This is a genomic window from Dyella solisilvae (assembly GCF_003351225.1).
Lineage (GTDB): Bacteria > Pseudomonadota > Gammaproteobacteria > Xanthomonadales > Rhodanobacteraceae > Dyella > Dyella solisilvae.
On sequence record NZ_QQSY01000001.1, the window covers coordinates 1,642,394 to 1,659,441 of the forward strand.

General features: G+C 62.7%; 17 protein-coding genes. 3 read left to right on the forward strand and 14 right to left on the reverse strand.

Features of this window, described 5'->3' with window-relative positions; translation table 11 throughout:
• Positions 1–7: 7 nt before the first annotated feature.
• Both DVT68_RS07240 and DVT68_RS07245 read right to left on the reverse strand, forming a co-directional pair.
• A complete protein-coding gene (locus tag DVT68_RS07240; protein WP_114824297.1) occupies positions 8–538 on the reverse strand; it encodes a GNAT family N-acetyltransferase in 531 nt (176 codons plus the stop codon).
• A 133-nt stretch (positions 539–671) separates the two neighbouring features.
• Positions 672–1,430, reverse strand: a complete 759-nt coding sequence (locus DVT68_RS07245) for a ribosome small subunit-dependent GTPase A (RefSeq protein ID WP_114824298.1) — start codon at positions 1,428–1,430, stop codon at positions 672–674.
• Between the two features lie 413 nt (positions 1,431–1,843).
• Here DVT68_RS07245 and DVT68_RS07250 point away from each other — a divergent pair, with 413 nt between their 5' ends.
• Positions 1,844–2,371, forward strand: coding sequence for a PH domain-containing protein (locus DVT68_RS07250; protein ID WP_158543463.1), 528 nt, complete (start codon positions 1,844–1,846; stop codon positions 2,369–2,371).
• 138 nt (positions 2,372–2,509) lie between these two features.
• Here DVT68_RS07250 and DVT68_RS07255 read toward each other — a convergent pair whose 3' ends face one another.
• Together DVT68_RS07255 and DVT68_RS07260 are read right to left on the reverse strand one after the other, a co-directional pair.
• The gene (locus tag DVT68_RS07255) at positions 2,510–3,310 is read right to left on the reverse strand and encodes a carbonic anhydrase (RefSeq protein WP_114824300.1); all 801 of its coding nucleotides are present in this window, start codon (positions 3,308–3,310) and stop codon (positions 2,510–2,512) included.
• A 412-nt stretch (positions 3,311–3,722) separates the two neighbouring features.
• Positions 3,723–4,373 carry a glutathione S-transferase family protein gene (locus DVT68_RS07260; RefSeq protein ID WP_114824301.1) on the reverse strand — a complete coding sequence of 217 codons (651 nt, stop codon included), beginning with the start codon at positions 4,371–4,373 and terminating at the stop codon, positions 3,723–3,725.
• 114 nt (positions 4,374–4,487) lie between these two features.
• Between DVT68_RS07260 and DVT68_RS07265 the strand changes: the two genes are divergently transcribed.
• A complete protein-coding gene (locus tag DVT68_RS07265) occupies positions 4,488–5,063 on the forward strand; it encodes a TetR/AcrR family transcriptional regulator (protein ID WP_114824302.1) in 576 nt (191 codons plus the stop codon).
• A 65-nt stretch (positions 5,064–5,128) separates the two neighbouring features.
• Here the strand turns inward: DVT68_RS07265 and DVT68_RS07270 are convergent, their stop codons facing one another.
• The 6 genes from DVT68_RS07270 to DVT68_RS07295 form a co-directional block, all read right to left on the reverse strand.
• Positions 5,129–5,485, reverse strand: coding sequence for a YciI family protein (locus tag DVT68_RS07270; RefSeq protein WP_114824303.1), 357 nt, complete (start codon positions 5,483–5,485; stop codon positions 5,129–5,131).
• A 151-nt stretch (positions 5,486–5,636) separates the two neighbouring features.
• Positions 5,637–6,101 carry a hypothetical protein gene (locus tag DVT68_RS07275; protein WP_114824446.1) on the reverse strand — a complete coding sequence of 155 codons (465 nt, stop codon included), beginning with the start codon at positions 6,099–6,101 and terminating at the stop codon, positions 5,637–5,639.
• Between the two features lie 77 nt (positions 6,102–6,178).
• Positions 6,179–6,712 (reverse strand): DUF6630 family protein, encoded by a 534-nt coding sequence (locus tag DVT68_RS07280; protein WP_114824304.1) that lies wholly within the window; start codon positions 6,710–6,712, stop codon positions 6,179–6,181.
• 291 nt (positions 6,713–7,003) lie between these two features.
• A complete protein-coding gene (locus DVT68_RS07285; protein WP_114824305.1) occupies positions 7,004–8,053 on the reverse strand; it encodes an alpha/beta fold hydrolase in 1,050 nt (349 codons plus the stop codon).
• A gap of 293 nt (positions 8,054–8,346) precedes the next feature.
• Positions 8,347–9,264, reverse strand: a complete 918-nt coding sequence (locus DVT68_RS07290; RefSeq protein ID WP_114824306.1) for a hypothetical protein — start codon at positions 9,262–9,264, stop codon at positions 8,347–8,349.
• A 71-nt stretch (positions 9,265–9,335) separates the two neighbouring features.
• A complete protein-coding gene (locus tag DVT68_RS07295) occupies positions 9,336–10,073 on the reverse strand; it encodes a CDGSH iron-sulfur domain-containing protein (RefSeq protein ID WP_233523373.1) in 738 nt (245 codons plus the stop codon).
• Between the two features lie 715 nt (positions 10,074–10,788).
• Here DVT68_RS07295 and DVT68_RS07300 point away from each other — a divergent pair.
• Positions 10,789–13,143, forward strand: coding sequence for a S53 family peptidase (locus DVT68_RS07300; RefSeq protein WP_114824308.1), 2,355 nt, complete (start codon positions 10,789–10,791; stop codon positions 13,141–13,143).
• A gap of 86 nt (positions 13,144–13,229) precedes the next feature.
• Here the strand turns inward: DVT68_RS07300 and DVT68_RS07305 are convergent, their stop codons facing one another.
• From DVT68_RS07305 to DVT68_RS07320, 4 genes are all read right to left on the reverse strand, one after another.
• Positions 13,230–14,246, reverse strand: a complete 1,017-nt coding sequence (locus DVT68_RS07305) for a helix-turn-helix domain-containing protein (protein WP_114824309.1) — start codon at positions 14,244–14,246, stop codon at positions 13,230–13,232.
• A gap of 517 nt (positions 14,247–14,763) precedes the next feature.
• The gene (locus DVT68_RS07310) at positions 14,764–15,201 is read right to left on the reverse strand and encodes a VOC family protein (protein ID WP_114824310.1); all 438 of its coding nucleotides are present in this window, start codon (positions 15,199–15,201) and stop codon (positions 14,764–14,766) included.
• Positions 15,202–15,377: 176 nt separating this feature from the next.
• The gene (locus tag DVT68_RS07315; RefSeq protein ID WP_233523374.1) at positions 15,378–16,415 is read right to left on the reverse strand and encodes a hypothetical protein; all 1,038 of its coding nucleotides are present in this window, start codon (positions 16,413–16,415) and stop codon (positions 15,378–15,380) included.
• 332 nt (positions 16,416–16,747) lie between these two features.
• Positions 16,748–17,048, reverse strand: a 301-nt coding sequence (locus tag DVT68_RS07320; RefSeq protein ID WP_147281681.1) for a transposase, incomplete at its 5' end; no start/stop codon positions are given.

A 17,048-nucleotide genomic window follows, 5' to 3' on the forward strand; every position in this document is an offset into this window, starting at 1 on the left:
TGGCCAGTCATGCCTCGCGCAAGGCGAGGCTGAAGCCGAACACCGGCAACGCTCCCTGCATGAAATCCAGATCGAGCGAGCGCTGAAATCCCAGTCGCTCATACATGCCCCAGGCCACGCGCATCGCCTCCGTCGTGTGCAAGACGACGCGCGCGTGCCGCTGTTGCCGCGCGATGTCGATGCAAGCTTCGGTCAACAACCTGCCCACGCCCTTGCCCCGCGCCGCCGGAGCGACGCCCAGCAAGCGGATGCCCGAGGCATCGGTGACCGACGTCGCGCTACCGCCGGAGCCGTATTGCGACATGTCGCCGAAATACACCACGCCACCGAGCAATCCGCCCTCACCGTCCAGCGCCACCAGCACGCGGGCGTCCTTCTTTTCCGTGAAGTCACCGATGTGCGCCAGCATCTCGTAATAGCGAGGCTGTTCCTGCGGCGTGGGAAAGCCCTCCAGCCGCGAATAGACGTCGACCATCAATTGGCCAAGGGCGTGAAACTCGTCAGCGCGGATGTCGCGAATGGTCAGGGTGGTGCTCATGTGAACGGCGGGTAGGCCCGGCGGGAAAACCGCGTTCACGATAGCGCATGGGCTGCCTCCAAAGGGCTGAGCTGGATCGCGCCCAGGGCGCCGTCCTGCCCAAGGCTTGGGGGCGCTCGACCGCTGCGGCGCCTCAGGCCGTCACGGACTCCACCACCGCCAGGCCGCGCGCACGCAATGACGGCAGGCCGACGACCCAGGCGCCACCAGACGTCGGCGCCAGGCCGCCCGAAAGGGTCGACGCGACATCGCCTCCCGGCCATGCCGGTGCAAGCCCAAGAGCGCTGCCCAGCAAGTCCGGCGTCAGGGCGGCGTGGTCCGGATTGGGACAGCCCATCACACCCACGGTCCGGCCCGTCGCCATCCACGGTGACAGCCGGGCGACCGACGCGACATCTCCCGCGTCCACCACCTGCGTCAACGGCAGGCCAGCAAGCTCGCTGGCCAACTCGCCAGTGGACGCTCCCGCGGTGCGCAACACCACCGGCATGACGCCTGCCTCCAGCGCCAGCGTCACGTACCTCCGGAGCGGCGCGAATTCGCCGCCATCGCCGGGGCCCGCCACGATGAAGAGCGCATCAAGGTTGGCCGCCCTTGCCAGACGCTGATGACCATCGCCCGCCGACGCATAGGCCAACAGTGACCGGCGAGTCAAACGGGCGACCACGCGATTCGCCTTGTGTTCGACCATCACCCAGTCGCCGACGGCCACGTCAACGCAATCCGGCGACTCAAACACGAGCGCACCGCGCGAGCAAAGCAACACGAGATCATCAGCCCGTGTGGCGACCACGCGCGCGGGATAACCCGCTTCGAAGTCGGCCAATGTCAGGTCCTGTGCAAAATCCGGCTGCCAGCCAAGCTGATGAAGCGAATACGTCCTGTAAGACATGGATACACCCTGCAATCGAAAAGACGACGGCCACCGAGCGGGGCCGAGTGAAACGCCAGGGTGCGAGGCAGAGAAGTGAAGCGCGCCAGCGAAGGCTGGCAGGATGATCAGACGCGCGTCGACCCGGCGGAGGCTGCAGTCACAACAATCATTGTTCTTTTCCTCCTTTGGGCTGGGTTGACGGGACGCGCAGAGTAGCCACGCCGGCGCAGCCCCGCAAGTGTCGGTTTTCGTTAGCCATGACGAATGCACACGCCGTCGATATCGGGAACGGACTCGCTGAGCATGCACGCCTCCGCGACTTGTCCGTGGGAGCGCATCCCTGCCGCCTGGTCGATGTTCCGCGGCGGGGGAAATCGGGCAGACTTGGCGCGTTGCCGGACGGCGTCCGTCCCATGCCTGGAGAGGGGTCAATGAGCGAAATCGCAGAAGAGCGCAAGCCGTGTCCGGTATGCGGCGAGTCCATCATGGCCATCGCCAGGAAGTGTCGGTTCTGCGGCACGGACCTGGAGGCGTATGCGGAGGCCCGCGAAGCCACGGTGGAAAAGGTGCTGTTCCAGGGTCATCCGGTGAAGTACTACCAGTTCAGCCAGTACATCTGGACAGTGCTCACCCTTGGCATCGCCGCGATCGTGTACTGGATGCGCAGTATCTCGGTCACCTACACCATCACGACCCAGCGCATCCGCATGGAGAGCGGCCTGCTTTCCAAGACGCAGGACAACCTCGAGCTGTTCCGGGTTGACCACTTTGACCTGCAAAAGCCGCTCGGCATGCGCCTGCTCGGCCAGTGCCTGCTGTGCATGCACTCCTCCGACCAGGACATGCCCGAGGTCCAGATCTATGGCATTCCAGGCCTTGAAGCAATGGCAGACACCTTGCGCGACTGCTCGCTGCGGGAACGCTCACGTCGTCGCGTGCTGCCGGTCGAGAACATGTAAGCCGCGCCGGGTGGGCCTCTGCGCCATCGACTCGTCGAACCCAAAAGAAAGGGGCGCATAGCGCCCCTTTTTCATCCGCATCGTCGGAGGGTCCTGGCGGAACCACGCGCCCGCGGACTTCCCCAGGCGCTCGCCGCCCTACTCCGACTCGTCATCGATTTCCCGCCCGTTGGCCTTTTGCAACGGTCGATTGTTGGCGTGGAAGATCCTGGCGAACGAATCGATCTGTTCGCGCGACATTTCGATCGGCTGCTCCAGCACGACCCAGTGAACGCCTTCCGTGCACGGCGGCGTGGTCAGCGATCCGGTGTAGACGAAAGCCCTGTGATCCTTGGGCAACACGGACGCCAAGTCCACCGATATCGGTTGATTCGAAGCGCTCTCCTCCGACGCGGGGAGCTGGCTGAATACGGGAGCGAGGCCAGGATTGGGCTTGCCTTCACGCACCAGCACGCCGACTACCAACGCGCGCTTGTTCGAATCCTCGTTGACGAAATGAGCCTCGAGCTTGTAGCGCTGCCCATCGGTGGTGTGCTCACTCGGTGTATGAAAGTGGAACTGCGCCAGGTGATAGGTATCCCCATCGAGCGTCACCGTATCGTTCGGGTCTTTCACATTGGCCTGGATGGTGTGACCGTTGTTCACCAGCGCGACATCGGTTTTCTCATAGGCGATATGGAAGGCGCCGTTCTTGCCGGACTTGGCGTCGCGCGATTCCAGATCGATGGGCGACTGATCCTTGCCCTTCCCGCACGCGGTGAAGCGCGGGTCCATAGCCCCCCAGTGATCAGGCCCCGTCGCTCCTGCGTAGGTCCAGTGCGGCGCGGCCGACCAATCGTGCTGCGATTGCGCCAGGACGCTTGCCGATGCCGTTACCACCACGAGCGCGGCCAGGCAGGTCAGGGGAACGACGGAGTGCTTTTGCATGATCATCTCCATGGCGTTGTGACGCGCCGCGAGGCTTCGCAGACGCTTCAATCACTTCACATCGGGACTCACGACAGACAACCGCGCGTGACACCGGGCCGTCCCGGTGACCGACATGCTCGAACTCAAGCATGGACACGCCTGTAGTGTACGCCCGCCGCCAGCCACACGTCGCCGCATCAGTACGCGGAGTGAGCGATCAAGGAGATGTGAAGAATGACGGTCTTGACGATTTGGCCGTCCAACTGTGAAGAGACCATCACGAGGAAGGATGTGAAACGCGTGGATGGCGCCCGATGCCGGGCGCGCTTTCGTTCCGCGATGCCCAAGTACGAAGGTGGTGTGGCGAGACCGCAAATGACACGGCCCCGCCCCTGTCATCCGGCCGTTGGCCGGCATTCCCAACCGCAACCCAAGCTCGCCATCAGCCGGCCAGCGCTGTCGCGCGCTGTTCCTGCTTGGTCACTGGCCATGGATCGGCCCACGCCGGGATGCGCATCAGGCCATCCAGCCAGCGAACCACGTTGGGGAAATCCTCCAGAGGCATCTCGGAACGACGCCAGTCGCAGGCCATGGCGGCGAGTTGGAAGTCCGCAATGGTGAGCCTGCCGCAAGCCACGAAATCGCGCCCCTTCAGTTGTCCGTCGAGCACCGCCGCCAGCTTCTTCAGCTCGGGCGCCGTGGCCGCCAAGGCCTCGCGATTGGGATCGCCGAGCTGGAACATCGGTTTGATCACATGCTCGAAATAGAACGGACCCACCGCACGCGCCCAGTGGTTGTCATTCCATGACAGCCAACGAATCACCTCGACCTGCTCGGCGGGGTTGTGCGCGGGCCACATGTCGGAACCGTGCTTGATGCAGAGATAGGCATTGATCGCCGACGACTCCCAGATCACCACATCGCCGTCCACCATGGTCGGCGCCTTGCAGTTGGGGTTGAGCGCGGCGTATTCGGGCGTCCTGAGATCGCCCCTTTTGACATCGACCTCGATGCAGTCGGCGTCAATGCCAAGGTATTTCACCAGCGCCAGCACGCGGCGTGGCGCCTGCGTCTTTATCCAGTAGATCTTCATGTCCTACCTCCGGTGTGTGTTCCATGACCGGAGACCGAGCATACGCCGACTCGAATTATGTTAAAGATCATATTTTCCGGCCGTGCTATATCAGCCTGACGGAGGTATTCAGCCATGTCGTACCGTCCCGAACACAAGATCCAGACGCGTGCGCGCATCGTCGAAGCCGCGCGCCGCCTGTTCAATCGCCACGGTTTCGAACAGGTCACCATCGATCAGATCATGGCCGACGCCGGCCTGACCCGCGGCGCGTTCTATCACCACTTCGAGAGCAAGGATCAGCTCTACGCCGCCGCCGTCTCCAGCTTCACCACCTGTAACCCCTTTGCCAGCGCCGCCCAGGACATCGACGACCCGCTGCGGCTGGCGCGCATGCTGATCGACCTCTATCTGAGCGACGAGGTGCTGGAGAACATCGACATGCATTGCCCGCTCTACGCGCTGCCATCGGACGTGGCGCGCGCCGGACTGGCGCCGCAGCAGGCTTATACCGACCTGATACGCGGCATGAGCCACGTCTACCGCTCGGCGCTTACCGGGGTGCGCGACGCCGATCGGCGCGCCCAGACCATGGTCTCGCTATGCGTCGGCGGCATGGTGCTCGCGCGCACCACCAACGATCCCGCACTGCGTCGGTCGTTGCGGGCCTCGGCAAGACACCAGGCGCTTTCGCTGCTGAAGGTGCATTGAGGCGTCCGCCTGGCGGTGGTGGTCAGGCTCGCCTCACCACCGCCGGTCACCCATGCCCGGTTCGCCTACTGGCCCGGTATGGGCAGGCACTCCATGATTTCGATCGAGTCACCCGGAAAGATGGTGAAGTGCGGGTGCCCCTCGAACAGCTTGGCGGCCGCCTCGTGCGATGCGGCTCGCACCACGGTAAACCCTGTCAGATGGTTGCGGATGCCTTCCGTGCCGCCCTTGGACACGGCCAGCGTCTTGCCGAGCGGCGCACCCATCTCGACGATCGCATCGCGATGATCGGCCACCCACTTTCCCCAGGCGGCAATGCCTGATGTTTCGCGGGCCTTCCTATCAGCCTCGCTCAAGGCATCCCAACCGGACGCCTTGCGAGACGCCTCACTACCCATGTAGACCGCCAGGAAGCTCTTCATGATGCACTCCAGAATGGGGATGTTCGTTGGAGGCAGGATGGCCTGTCCTGAACCCATCCTGCGGTGCGATGGACGCTACCACCGCCCGAGCTTACACAGCGGCAAAATATGTTAAAGAACATATTTTCCAGGGCTGGCATCGAACCGATGCCTAGGGATCGTCCCGAGGCACGTGAGCGTCGATCCACGCGATGATGAACTCATCGATCGGCGTACGCTCGGGCGCATCGATGCCCGCATCGCGCACGAAAGCGGTTGCGGCCTTGATCAACGACTGCCGCGCGATGCTGGTGGCCTGGCGCGCGGAGGCCTGCTTCTGCCGCAACTGCACGATATGGGCCGATGGCTTTCCCGGCTTGGCGAATTTCTGGTAACGGCGCAATTCGTCGGCGGCCAGGGTCGTATCGAATGCGGCCTGCAACGTGGCCCGGCGGGCTTTCAGTAGTGGAACAAGAGAAGCAGCGGCTGGTGTCCAACCACGCGGCTCGCCCGACGTGAAGAGCACGCCGGCAAGCAGTGGCGAGGCCACGATGCCAGCGCCGGCGGGCTCCCTGTCCACAGACTGCATCAGCAGATCGAGGAAGGACTCGTAGGGAAAATGCATGGTCTCTGCCATGGATAGCACCTGATGCCGGGCATGGCGCAGGCACGCCCGCTCCATCTCAAAAATAGCTAGTCGACTCGCGCGTCTACTCAGCCCAGCTCGCTGCCGAGGCGCAGATGCACATGAAGCTCTGTCGCCAGCTCACGCATGACCTCAGTGTCGCGGGACAGCGTCATCCAGCCGGCGATACTGTCGTCATCCGTGTCTCGCACCCACAGCGTGTAACCGTGAGGTGCAAGGTTATCGTAGGCCGTCGCGAGCAGATCACCCGCATCGACGTCCGTATGGAAGTCGTCGTCATCCGGATCGCCGTCCCAATCGATCGACAGGCTCCAGCGCGAAGCGAGCTCATCAATTGCCTGCACCAGCGCACGCGTGTCGTCGGCTTCGATGCGGAAGGTCGACCGCCAGTCGGCCACCTGACCGATCACCTGCGCTACGTCGACCTCATCCTCCGGCGTGTCACCAATCGCATCGCGATATGCCGCGAACTGCTGAAACGCCGCCTCGTCGTCACCCGGATTGATCAACAGCAGCAGCTGCCAGACCGAGGCATCCAACCCGCTGTCGTCATCGTCGTGCAGGTCATGCTCGGTGTCGAAATCGTCGTCGGAGTGTGCCATGGCGTACTACCCGGAATGAGTACGCAATCATCGCTCCAGACGCGCACATTGCAAAGCGCGCGCAGGCTGGGGACAAGGGTCCCCGAGCATCTTCTGCCGCACCCTGCGCGGTGGCCGTCACCCCAGCGAGGTGCTCTTCAACAGCCGAAGGGCTGGTCAAGCTGGGGTCCAGCGACTTTCACCACCCCGCGACCGCGGCGAAGCACCTCCGAGCCAGGCCCCCTTCCGGAGTTCACTGCATTCACAATGCCCGAAACGCCTGCGCGCTCTCTCGCGAAACTGGCCAACCCCTCAGAACCGATCCACATCCATCACCGCCTGAGCAAACGCCTGCGGCGCCTCCTGCGGCAGGTTGTGGCCGATGCCGCCGGTGATCAGGCGATGCTCGTACTTGCCGGTGAACTTCTTCGCATAGGCAGCGGGCTGCGGATGCGGGGCCCCGTTGGCGTCGCCTTCCATGGTGATCGTCGGGATGCCGATGCTCGGGAGTGTGGCGAGCTTCTTCTCCAGCTCGTCGTACTTGGCCTCGCCCTCTGCCATCCCCAGGCGCCAACGGTAATTGTGGATGGCCACCGCCACCTGATCGGGGTTGTCCAGCGCCGCCGCTGAACGATTGAAGGTGGCATCGTCGAACGCCCACTTGGGTGAAGCGCTTTCCCAGATGAGCCGGGCGAAGTCATGCGTGTTCTTCGCGTAGCCGGCAGCGCCACGCTCAGTGGCGAAGTAGAACAGGTACCACCATTGCTGCTCCGCCTTGGGCGGCAGCGGCGCGCGGTTGAGTTCCTGGCTGCCGATCAGATAGCCACTCACCGACACCAGCGCCTTGCACCGCTCCGGCCACAGCGCCGCCATGATGTTGGCGGTCCGAGCGCCCCAGTCGAAACCAGCCAGCACGGCCTGCTTGATGTGCAGCGCGTCCATCAGAGCAATGGCGTCGACCGCCAGCGCCGCCTGCTGGCCATTGCGCATCGTATCCGCCGAGAGGAAATGCGTGTCGCCGTAGCCACGCAGATAAGGAATGATCACCCGGTATCCTGCGGCCGCCAGGATCGGCGCCACGTCGACAAAGCTGTAGATGTCGTACGGCCAGCCGTGCAGCAACAGCACCGGCTTGCCATGCGCCGGGCCGTCCTCCGCATAGGCCACGTCCAACACGCCCGCCTTGACGTGCTTGATGGATGCAAAAGACGTCCTGCCCAGCTTCGCGGCCGCCTTCGCGGCATCCGTGGCGCCGCCAGACTGGGCGTGGGCCAAGGACAGCCATCCGATCTGACTGGCCGCCAGGCCGAGGGCCGCCGTACCAAGGAAATTGCGCCTGCGCTGATCGATCTGGTCCGACATGGGTCCACTCCCGGCTGCTGGGTAAGCGGGCATAGAAGACCATCCCCACGTGTCCTCCATGTGTAAATTCGGGCGCTGGATTGCATGGCCATGTATCCAGGGGCGCCTGGATACGTTGGGATACACAGGAGGCCCGGTTCGTTGGTTGCGGCCAGACCATCGCCAACCGGGTTACCAGCGTCCGCATGGCCAAGTCCAAAGGCGGCAGGCCATGCCGGTCGACGGTGACCTCCAAAAAGTGCCACGGCGCGCCATGGACAGGATGTGAGGCACGCCGGCCGAGCCGACGGGCTTCAAGCTGCCCCAACGATCCTGGCCCTCTCAGCAGCAAACTGAGCCAGCAGATCCGGTGCAGTCAGTTTTGATGCATCCGCATCCGCATCGGCGATGGCTCGGGACTTGCCGCTCCCATCTCCCAACGCGGCCAGCGCCGATGCCCGCGCGAGGTGGAGCAGCGCGGCGTCGAGTGGGCGCTGACCTTGCGAGTTGATCACCGCGATGGCCTTGTCTGCATCCGCCAACGCTGACGTCGGATCGCCAAGGGCATGGGAGACCAACGCGCGAAAATAGAGCGCGCGCTCCTCATGAATCCAGTTGCCGCACCTGAGCCAGAACTTGAGACTGATGTCCGCGCACAGCCGCATCAGGTCGTCCGCTTCAGGCGAGCGCGAGTTCGTCTCGTAGAGTTCCCACCCGAGGTTGTTGCTGATCGCAGCCGCCGTCCGATCCAGGGCATCCCACGACGGAACCTGCTCGATGAGCGCAACAGCGCCACGGTAAAGACGCGCCGCCTCGATGACGCGCTGCGTGTTGACCAGTGCGCCGATCAACATGAAACGCATGTCCAGCAAGGCCGCCCCGAAATCGCTGCCAGCAGCGTGGAGGTACGCAAGCTCCAATTCCGCCGCCTCGACAGGATCCCCGGCGAGAACGGCGGCAACCTGCAGCCTTCCCCATGCCTTGGCCGTTTCTACGGTGGGGATTCGACCATCGAGAACACGCTTGCCCAACCTGACGGCGCGCGCCCAATCGCCCAGATGCTCTCCGATCGTATGGACGGAGAGGTGCAGGAAGGGTACGACCGATCCGGAGTCTACGCTCGCGCTTGCCGCCTCGAGCTCACGCGCAAGACGCTCGCTTTCCTGGTCGTGATAAGCCCACCCGTCGTCGAGCAGCTTCTTCAGCGCTTCAGTTGCACTGTCTTCGGTCATTCCAGATTCCCATCACTTGCTGCCAGGCGATCCGCGTGCCGAGTGCGCCCCGCTCTCTGTCCCGAAGCCGCTCAATCGTCCCTGAAATGCACCGCGGCATGGGCGCCATCGCAGAATGGTTTGTTCTTTGACTGGCCGCATCGGCAGAGCGTGACCCGGTTGCGCACTTCGTACTTGAAGCCATCGGCGGAAATGACGGGAATGCCTCCGCGCAACCACAGCGGGCCACTGCATGCTTCCACCGGGTCTTCGATGAGGCCGATGGAAACCGGCAACTCGTGTTCGATCGGCTCCCCCGTCGCCCTGTCCCAGGCCACCAGTCGCCCGGACGGGCAACGGTTGACCTGGCGGATGAACGCGGCCCGCACCTGTGGGTCGTCGGTCTCGGCCACCTGGTTCCAGACCTGCCCGTTCGGATCGCAGAACCGGGCAAACGCGCAGAGGTTCTCCACGTCCGTCAGGGCGTGAACTGGGCCATTCAGCGCCTGAGCCTGCTCGAGGTATGGCTGCCGACTTGCCGTCTCGGCGCCATCAAAGCCGTTCTTCTTATGCGAGCCATCGCAGAATGGCTTCGTCTGTGACTTGCCGCACCGGCATAGCGCATAGCTCGGCGCGTGATCGATCGGCGGCCCTTCCTTCCAGTTCTCTGAGCCGCCCTCGCCATCAGCGACAATGGTCTGTTTCGCGAGCGGGATATCGCCAACCACCAGATACGGACCATTCCTGGAAACGGTCACCTGGACGTGTGTTTTTTCCGATGTCATGCGATTCACCCCTCTCTCGCAAGGGTTGCCCTGATCGATCAACATGAACCACCGCGCGGGGTGGCGGCGTGAATTGGAAATGCAAATGCGCAGAAAAGACGTGCGAGCCGGGTTCCGCCTTCGGCAGTTGGACAAGGCGCCACGCTCAGGATCTGCCGCCTCTCATGTCGCTCTCGGATGAGGGAACAGTCCGCTTCGCGGTCATGCGAGGGGCCTTGCGCCAAAACGCTCAACCATCGCCGCTCCCACATCAACGACGGCCGCCTCGGTGAATTCGACAGCAGCCAAGTCACCTTCCCCATAGGCTGGCTTGGGGAACTCTTGCGTAGCAGCATAAGCCGCGCGAGCCTCGACTCACGCGTGGGCGCCGGCATAGCCAAGAATTCCGCGTGATCTAGCTGGTAGTGCGCCGAGCGCGCGCCATGGTGGGAACCACGGCGCATACGCAGCTGGATCCGGCCAAGACCTCAGTCACGCCGAAGCTCAATTCGCCTGGACCATGCTCTCGGCGCTTCTCGGCAACGTCATCTCGCTTCGACGTCGTATCAACCACGCACGCGCCAAAGCCCTTGTCGGAATCCGACACGTCGCCTTTCCGACAAGATTTGGCAGATATCTGCCATGGCGATCCCCCGCCACTCCTTCGTGATATCACTTTCCCGCCGTCGATATGGCGGGCTCGCGACATGCGCGCCGTCGTTCGGCACATCAGGGGGAATGACCGAGTTGATTCAACCTTGATTGTCTGGGGAGAAAGCAGATGAAGATCCATTACGCATTAAGCGTCGCAGCAGTGGCGGCGACTTGCGCGGTGTTGCCTTCGCTAGTTTTGGCTTCGGGGTCCAGTGCGGCCCTCGTTGGGATCAATACAGCAGAAGCACCACGCGTCACCAAGGTCGTCAACGCCAATGCCGTTAGCGCGTTGGCCAAAACCCACCTGGAGCGGCTAGCGAACGCGAAGCTGGTGGGCGCGGTGGACGATTCCGTACCCATGCCGCACATGCAGCTCATTCTCAAGCCAAGCGCTGCGCGTGCAGCGGCGCTTCGATCGCTGATCGACGCACAGCACGATCCATCGTCGGGCAAATACCACCAGTGGATTACTCCCCAGGAGTACGGCGAAAACTTCGGCGTGAAGGACGCCGACATCGCTGCCGTTGCGTCGTGGCTGACTTCACGGGGTTTTACGGTCAACTCGGTGTACCCAAACAAGACGCAAATCGACTTCAGCGGCACGGCGGGCGCGGTGCGGCGCGCCTTTCATACGCAGATGAACCGCTACCAGCTCGGCCTGCCCAATAGCGGCACGGTCGAGAATCACGTGGCGAACAGCAGTGATATCTCCGTGCCTGATGCGCTCACCAGCGTGGTGACGGGCGTGGCGGGACTCAACGATTTCCATGCGAAGCCGTTGCTCAAAAAGCCGCAATTGGCGACCTACGATCCTTCGTCCCATCGATTCCAATTGCCCAAACCTGCGGCGTCGGACACGAAGGCGCAGGCCGAGCAGGCGATTCGCGAAGCCATTTCCGCCGGGCCAGGCGTGCGCGGACTGGTTCCTTACGATATGCAGACGATTTACAACACTTCTCCGCTCTACACCGCCGGGCTGACTGGCGCGGGCATGACGATCGCCGTGGTGGAAGATTTGGGCATGCTGCCGTCCGACTGGACTAATTTCGTGAGCCAGTTCGGGTTGGGTTCCTATGGCGGCACCTACACGCAATTCCAGCCGCAACCCGCGTCCGGCCCCACCAACTGCGTCGATCCAGGCGGGGAGACGGCAGACACCGAAAGTGGCGAGACCATACTCGATGCCGAGTACGCCACGGCGATGGCCCCTGGCGCCAATGTCTGGGTGGCGACCTGTTCGGATAACCTCGTAACCAATGCCTTCGGCGGCGTCTATCTGGCAGCAAACAACCTGATCAACAACCCGAGCGCCGCTGGTCGGCCGAACGTCATCAGCGCGAGTTACGGCTTAGGCGAACTCGTTATCGACACCGCCTCGAAGACCGCCCTCGATGCGATGTGGGCGCAAGCCAACGCCGAAGGCATATCGGTCTTCATTTCCTCGGGCGACTCCGGCTCCAATGCCGACTACAACGGTTTAATCATCGGTCTGCTTGGCCCCGTGGACGGGGGCATCGATGCGAACTCGCTTGCGACATCACCCGATGTTACCGCCGTCGGCGGAACCGACACCGCGGACGTGCTGGACGGAACAACCAGCACGTACTTCAACAGCACTCCCAATGCGGTGTATGGCACGGCCAAGTCGTATGTACCGGAACTCACGTGGAACCAGTCGTGCGGCAACACGCTTGCGGCAGAGAAAGTGTTCCACCTGCCTGTGGTGGCGCTTTGCAGCAAGTTGGCGACCTTTGGTGGTGGGCAAGCCGCGTCGTCCGAAGGTAGCAGCGGCGCTCCTTCCGTCATCAACGGCAAACCAGCCTGGCAGCGCATCGTGCACGGGGCAGCGAAGGATCAGTCCCGCGACATACCTGATATCTCGCTGTTTGGCGGATCGTTCAGCGGTTCCACCTGGGTTGTCATCTGCGCTGGAAGCGCCCCGTGCACGCCCGGCTTCACGTCGCCGGTCGCGCTGACCGGGGGTACCTCGCTTTCTGCGCCCATGTTTGCCGGCATCCAGGCGCTATTGGATGAAGGCATCGCGAAGGCCGGTGGATCGATGAACCAAGGCAACGCAGCGCCCACGCTCTATCAACTGGCGAGCAATGAATACGGTGGGCCGACTGGCGCGGAGCCCGCGTCGCTCAAGAAGTGCAACTCCAACAACGGCACGAAGGGCTCGGAAAGCTGCGTGTTTCACAACATCACCGTGGGCGGCAGCTCAACGAACTGCGTGCAGCTCTTGTCAGTGCTTGGCAGTCCTCGAAACGAACCGCCTACGCCCAACTGCTACATCTACGCAAACAACCAGCCGATCATTCTTGGGATCGCGAACGCCAATCTCGGACTCACATCGCTCAGCACGACGTCTTACGTACCGACGTATCCCGCGCAAGCTGGCTGGAGCTTCGCGAACGGCCTGGGTTCGGTCAATGTCGCGAACCTGTTGGCAGCCTGGAAGAAGATCGACTCTCTCAAGTAATTGAACGATTGAGTGCTCCCCCTGACGGTATTGCCGGCAGGGGGACACTTCGCTTCAGGGTCGAGACAGCCCCTTTTCGACGAAGACTAGCGCTTCGTCGAATTTTTTTTCATGCGCAAGGCGGCGTTCCATCCCGCCTGGAAGCGCGTTGTTGCCTTGAGGCGCTTTTGCAGCAAGGCAACGCGCCGCTCGAAGGTGCGCTCCGAAATTTGAAGGCGGCTCGCGATCACATGGTCCTTCAACCCGCTGGCGAGGAGCGCCGCAAGCTGCTCCAGATTGGCGGAGTCCGATCTGCCGGCGGTTGCGCCGAGATCACCATCCGCGCCCACAGGTACGGAGAGTTCCCACACGATGTCGAAGTACGCGCACAGGGTGTCGAGCAATAAAGAGGGGCGCAGCAGCAATCCCGAATCGATGGGGGCTTTCAGGTGCAATGGCACCAAGGCCATTCGGCGGTCGATAATCGCCGCCTTGATCGGCACGCCCTCGTACAGCCTCTGTTCTTCGCCGGCTGCAAGGCAGTCCTGAATATGCTGAGCGCCGCCCGGCCAATCCAGTTTTGAGGTGTCGCATATCGTGCGGCAGTGCACATGGCGATCTTGCATGGAAAGGTGCGTTGCGCTGTGTGACTCATAGGAATTGAGGTAGGGCGGACGGTCAAACTCCATGATTTCGTGCTTCGCCATGTCGTAAAACTGGCAGATGGTGCGCAACAACGCAGCACGACCAGTAATCAACTCGACCGTCAGCTCATCACCGCGGTCACCACAGCTCGTTGGCCGTATTTTGGCCAAGCGCTCCGCCATAGTGAGTGCCGCTTTTAAGCCACTTTGACGAAGCGCGACGAGCGCGCCAAACGCCACTTCCGGCGCCACCGCGTGGTACCTGGCAATGCGTTCCGGCGATCGAGTGACTAGCCCTTGATTCTCCAGTGCACTAAGCAAACGACGCACTTGCACGACCGGGATACCGCTGGCGACGACGACTTCCGCCGGCGTCGAGCCTGGACGTTCGAGAAGGCTCTCGTAGACTTTCAGCTCCTCCGGCGTCATGTCGAGTGCACTCAAGGCATCCGCCTCGGTGCGGCTTGCTTGCATTTGCATGTTGGCTCCGCGCTTTCAAGCTCACCTAAATGGGACTGCGCCGTATCGTCCGGTGAAAGCGCATCACATCAACTGCATCGACTCGGAGCATATCCCCGCCGCCGCCTTCCAGGCTGTCCGCTGGCTTGCATCGTCACACGCCATTTCGCGCTGGTTTTGCTTCCATACACAACGCATTGCAATGCCGCCTGGGCAGGTCTTGCCGGCTGGCATATCACGCTCGAATCTTCGCCATCGCGCGCTGGCGCACAATCGCAACGCGCCGCGCCCTTGTCTTGACGAAGCGAATCGCTGTCGAGGCAGTGCCACTTACCGTGGGCGCCGCACCTATGTCAGCAAGGGGAGTCCGAGGGGCCGAAGCAGGCTTGCGCGGCGCGGTACGCGGCACGACATCACGGCATGGAAGGCATGCACCCTGGCCAAGAACGAACTGAGACTATCCCGGGAAGGCTGAACGCTCCGAGTACTGCAGCTAGCACGCCAGCAACACAAGCGCAGCCCGTTGAGGTGACGCCCGTCAGCAGAGTTCCTGGGCCAGTCCAATCAAAAGCCCTTCGGGCCCGCGGATGTAGCAGAGCCGATACGCGTCTCTGTACTGAACCACTTCGCCGACAAGTTGCGCGCCGTGCTTGCGGAGCCGATCGAGGGTCTCGTCGATGTCGTCCACGGCGAACATGACGCGCAGGTAGCCCAGCGCGTTTACTGGCGCGTTCCGGTGATCCGCGACGACAGGCGGCGTGAGAAACCGGGAGAGTTCGAGCCGGCTGTGACCGTCCGGCGTGCGCATCATCGCAATCTCGACTCGCTGATCGCCCAGCCCCGTGACACGTCCGGCCCATTCGCCTTCGATCGTGGCCCGCCCTTCGAGATCAAGGCCGAGCTCGCAAAAGAAAGCGATCATCGCGTCGAGGTCTTCGACGACGATGCCTACGTTGTCCATGCGTTTGAGCGTCATGTGTCCAATCTAGAAGCTGGACATGATTCTGACAACGGACCAGCGCGCGGCCGATCAGAAGCCGCGCAAGCGCGGGACTCTCACGTCAGCGCAAGCCGGCTTCGCCCGCAAAGACAGCGGGGTCAGCGTCGACCTTCTCGAAAGGTGCACGCTGGCCCTCGTGTTGATCGCAGCGCTTAGGGTGAAGCCTCACTCGGTGAAGCCGCTGGCGTCGACGATTCCGCCGCCGCGCGCTTGGGCGTATCGAGCGGGCACCATGTCTTGAGGCGCTTGCCCGCACGGAACAGATCGATGCATTCGCGCATCTCTGCCTTGAAGGCCAGGTCCGGCGTGTTCGCCGGGCAGCCTGAAGACAACGGCTTTTCCGCCTTGTACTCGGCGATGCAGCTCGAAAGTGGCGGCCCCTTGGTCGCATTCGGATCATCGGCCAGGGGCGCCGGCGGCAGGTTGAGTCGCCCGTCGCGATCCATGGGCGAAGCGGGTGGCGGAGGCGCGGCGCACAGCGGGTTGGCTACTGTGCTTTTCTTGTCGGGATCGCAGACACTTTTGGCCATCTGCTTGATCACATCGCCTATATGGCGGCCCAGCGCGCCGCCAGCCGTCTCGTTCGGTGGCGGGAAATATTTTTCAAAGCGCGTGGCCTTGTACTGCATGTGGTTGCTGTCGTGCTGCATGATCTGACGATCGTCCGCCGGCTTGTCCGGCTCGGCCTTGGCGCTTGCTGTAGCCGGGGTGGCCTCCGTCGTCGGCGCCAGGCGCACCGAACCATCTTTCGCGAACAGACTGGTGGCGGACGGCGTGGCCACAGGGACCGACGGCGCAGGTGTCGCTTCATGATCCTGCACGGCCATGGCGTCACGACGAGGCTTCTCGTGCGTCACCGGGCTAATGGGCGCGGGCGCCACTTGCGGCGGCGCCAAGGTCTTGGGCGGCGCGGGTGGCTCCGTCGGCTGCGCGGCGCGTGGCTTGCTGGGGTGATCGATCAAACGCACAACCAACGCCCGATCGCCATCGCCATGCGCCTCTTCCCGATGCTGCGGCCTGGGCCGCATTTCGTGCCACAGCGCCAGCGCAAACAAGGCGTGCAGTACACATACAAAAGCCAGCGTGAGCGCCAGCGCCGGTCGCGTCAGCGGCGGCTGCCGCCAGCGCCTGCGACCCAAAGCTTCCCGCGTTTCGCTGTCGAGCAAGGCCAGACCGCGGGCACTATCCACTTCCTGTCGATGTCGGACCTGCCCACTACGTTCCACAACACTGCCTCATGCAATCCAATGACCCCGAGCGAACCTTCGTGTTCCGTCGAAACGTTTTGCGGCGAGCGACGGTAGACAGGTTCTTTCATTCAGGGTTCCCCGGATCGCAAACCAAAACAGAAAGGTTTGCTCATTGCATGGGGCTTGCATTCCTTCTCGAAGAAGAAGGCAGCTGCCGGAGTGGTTGCTTGCGAAAGAAATCGCGAAATGGAACGCAGGTGGAGAACGGGGTCAGAGTCGACTTTCCAGACTGAGTGCGCTCTGACCCTCGTTCATTTTTTAAAGGGTAATTCCTAAGCTTTCCGGACCAAAATTCGTCGCAATTCTTGGATGGAAATCTGCCGAAGAAGCCTTAAAAGCAGGGGTTTGAGGTCTTCACCCCGGTGGTTGAAACGGTAGCAGACTTCGGCCAAGTACAGATGGAAGTAAGTCTGGGGTACTCCACGGTAGGGATATAGCCAGTTCTTGGCATAGCTCCAGAACCCTTCGATGCCGTTGATGTGATCCCGCCCCACCGGCTTGCCCTTCTCCTTGCGGATCAGCACGTGTTCGCCGCGTAGCTTCAATGTGGCATACGCTTGCCACTCGTCGGTG

Excerpts from the sequence above, each read along its gene's own strand:
- DVT68_RS07240 (WP_114824297.1), bottom strand. The coding sequence starts at position 538 with ATGAGCACCACCCTGACCATTCGCGACATCCGCGCTGACGAGTTTCAC.
- DVT68_RS07245 (WP_114824298.1), bottom strand. The coding sequence starts at position 1,430 with ATGTCTTACAGGACGTATTCGCTTCATCAGCTTGGCTGGCAGCCGGAT.
- DVT68_RS07250 (WP_158543463.1), top strand. The coding sequence starts at position 1,844 with ATGAGCGAAATCGCAGAAGAGCGCAAGCCGTGTCCGGTATGCGGCGAG.
- DVT68_RS07255 (WP_114824300.1), bottom strand. The coding sequence starts at position 3,310 with ATGGAGATGATCATGCAAAAGCACTCCGTCGTTCCCCTGACCTGCCTG.
- DVT68_RS07260 (WP_114824301.1), bottom strand. The coding sequence starts at position 4,373 with ATGAAGATCTACTGGATAAAGACGCAGGCGCCACGCCGCGTGCTGGCG.
- DVT68_RS07265 (WP_114824302.1), top strand. The coding sequence starts at position 4,488 with ATGTCGTACCGTCCCGAACACAAGATCCAGACGCGTGCGCGCATCGTC.
- DVT68_RS07270 (WP_114824303.1), bottom strand. The coding sequence starts at position 5,485 with ATGAAGAGCTTCCTGGCGGTCTACATGGGTAGTGAGGCGTCTCGCAAG.
- DVT68_RS07275 (WP_114824446.1), bottom strand. The coding sequence starts at position 6,101 with ATGGCAGAGACCATGCATTTTCCCTACGAGTCCTTCCTCGATCTGCTG.
- DVT68_RS07280 (WP_114824304.1), bottom strand. The coding sequence starts at position 6,712 with ATGGCACACTCCGACGACGATTTCGACACCGAGCATGACCTGCACGAC.
- DVT68_RS07285 (WP_114824305.1), bottom strand. The coding sequence starts at position 8,053 with ATGTCGGACCAGATCGATCAGCGCAGGCGCAATTTCCTTGGTACGGCG.
- DVT68_RS07290 (WP_114824306.1), bottom strand. The coding sequence starts at position 9,264 with ATGACCGAAGACAGTGCAACTGAAGCGCTGAAGAAGCTGCTCGACGAC.
- DVT68_RS07295 (WP_233523373.1), bottom strand. The coding sequence starts at position 10,073 with ATGTTGATCGATCAGGGCAACCCTTGCGAGAGAGGGGTGAATCGCATG.
- DVT68_RS07300 (WP_114824308.1), top strand. The coding sequence starts at position 10,789 with ATGAAGATCCATTACGCATTAAGCGTCGCAGCAGTGGCGGCGACTTGC.
- DVT68_RS07305 (WP_114824309.1), bottom strand. The coding sequence starts at position 14,246 with ATGCAAATGCAAGCAAGCCGCACCGAGGCGGATGCCTTGAGTGCACTC.
- DVT68_RS07310 (WP_114824310.1), bottom strand. The coding sequence starts at position 15,201 with ATGACGCTCAAACGCATGGACAACGTAGGCATCGTCGTCGAAGACCTC.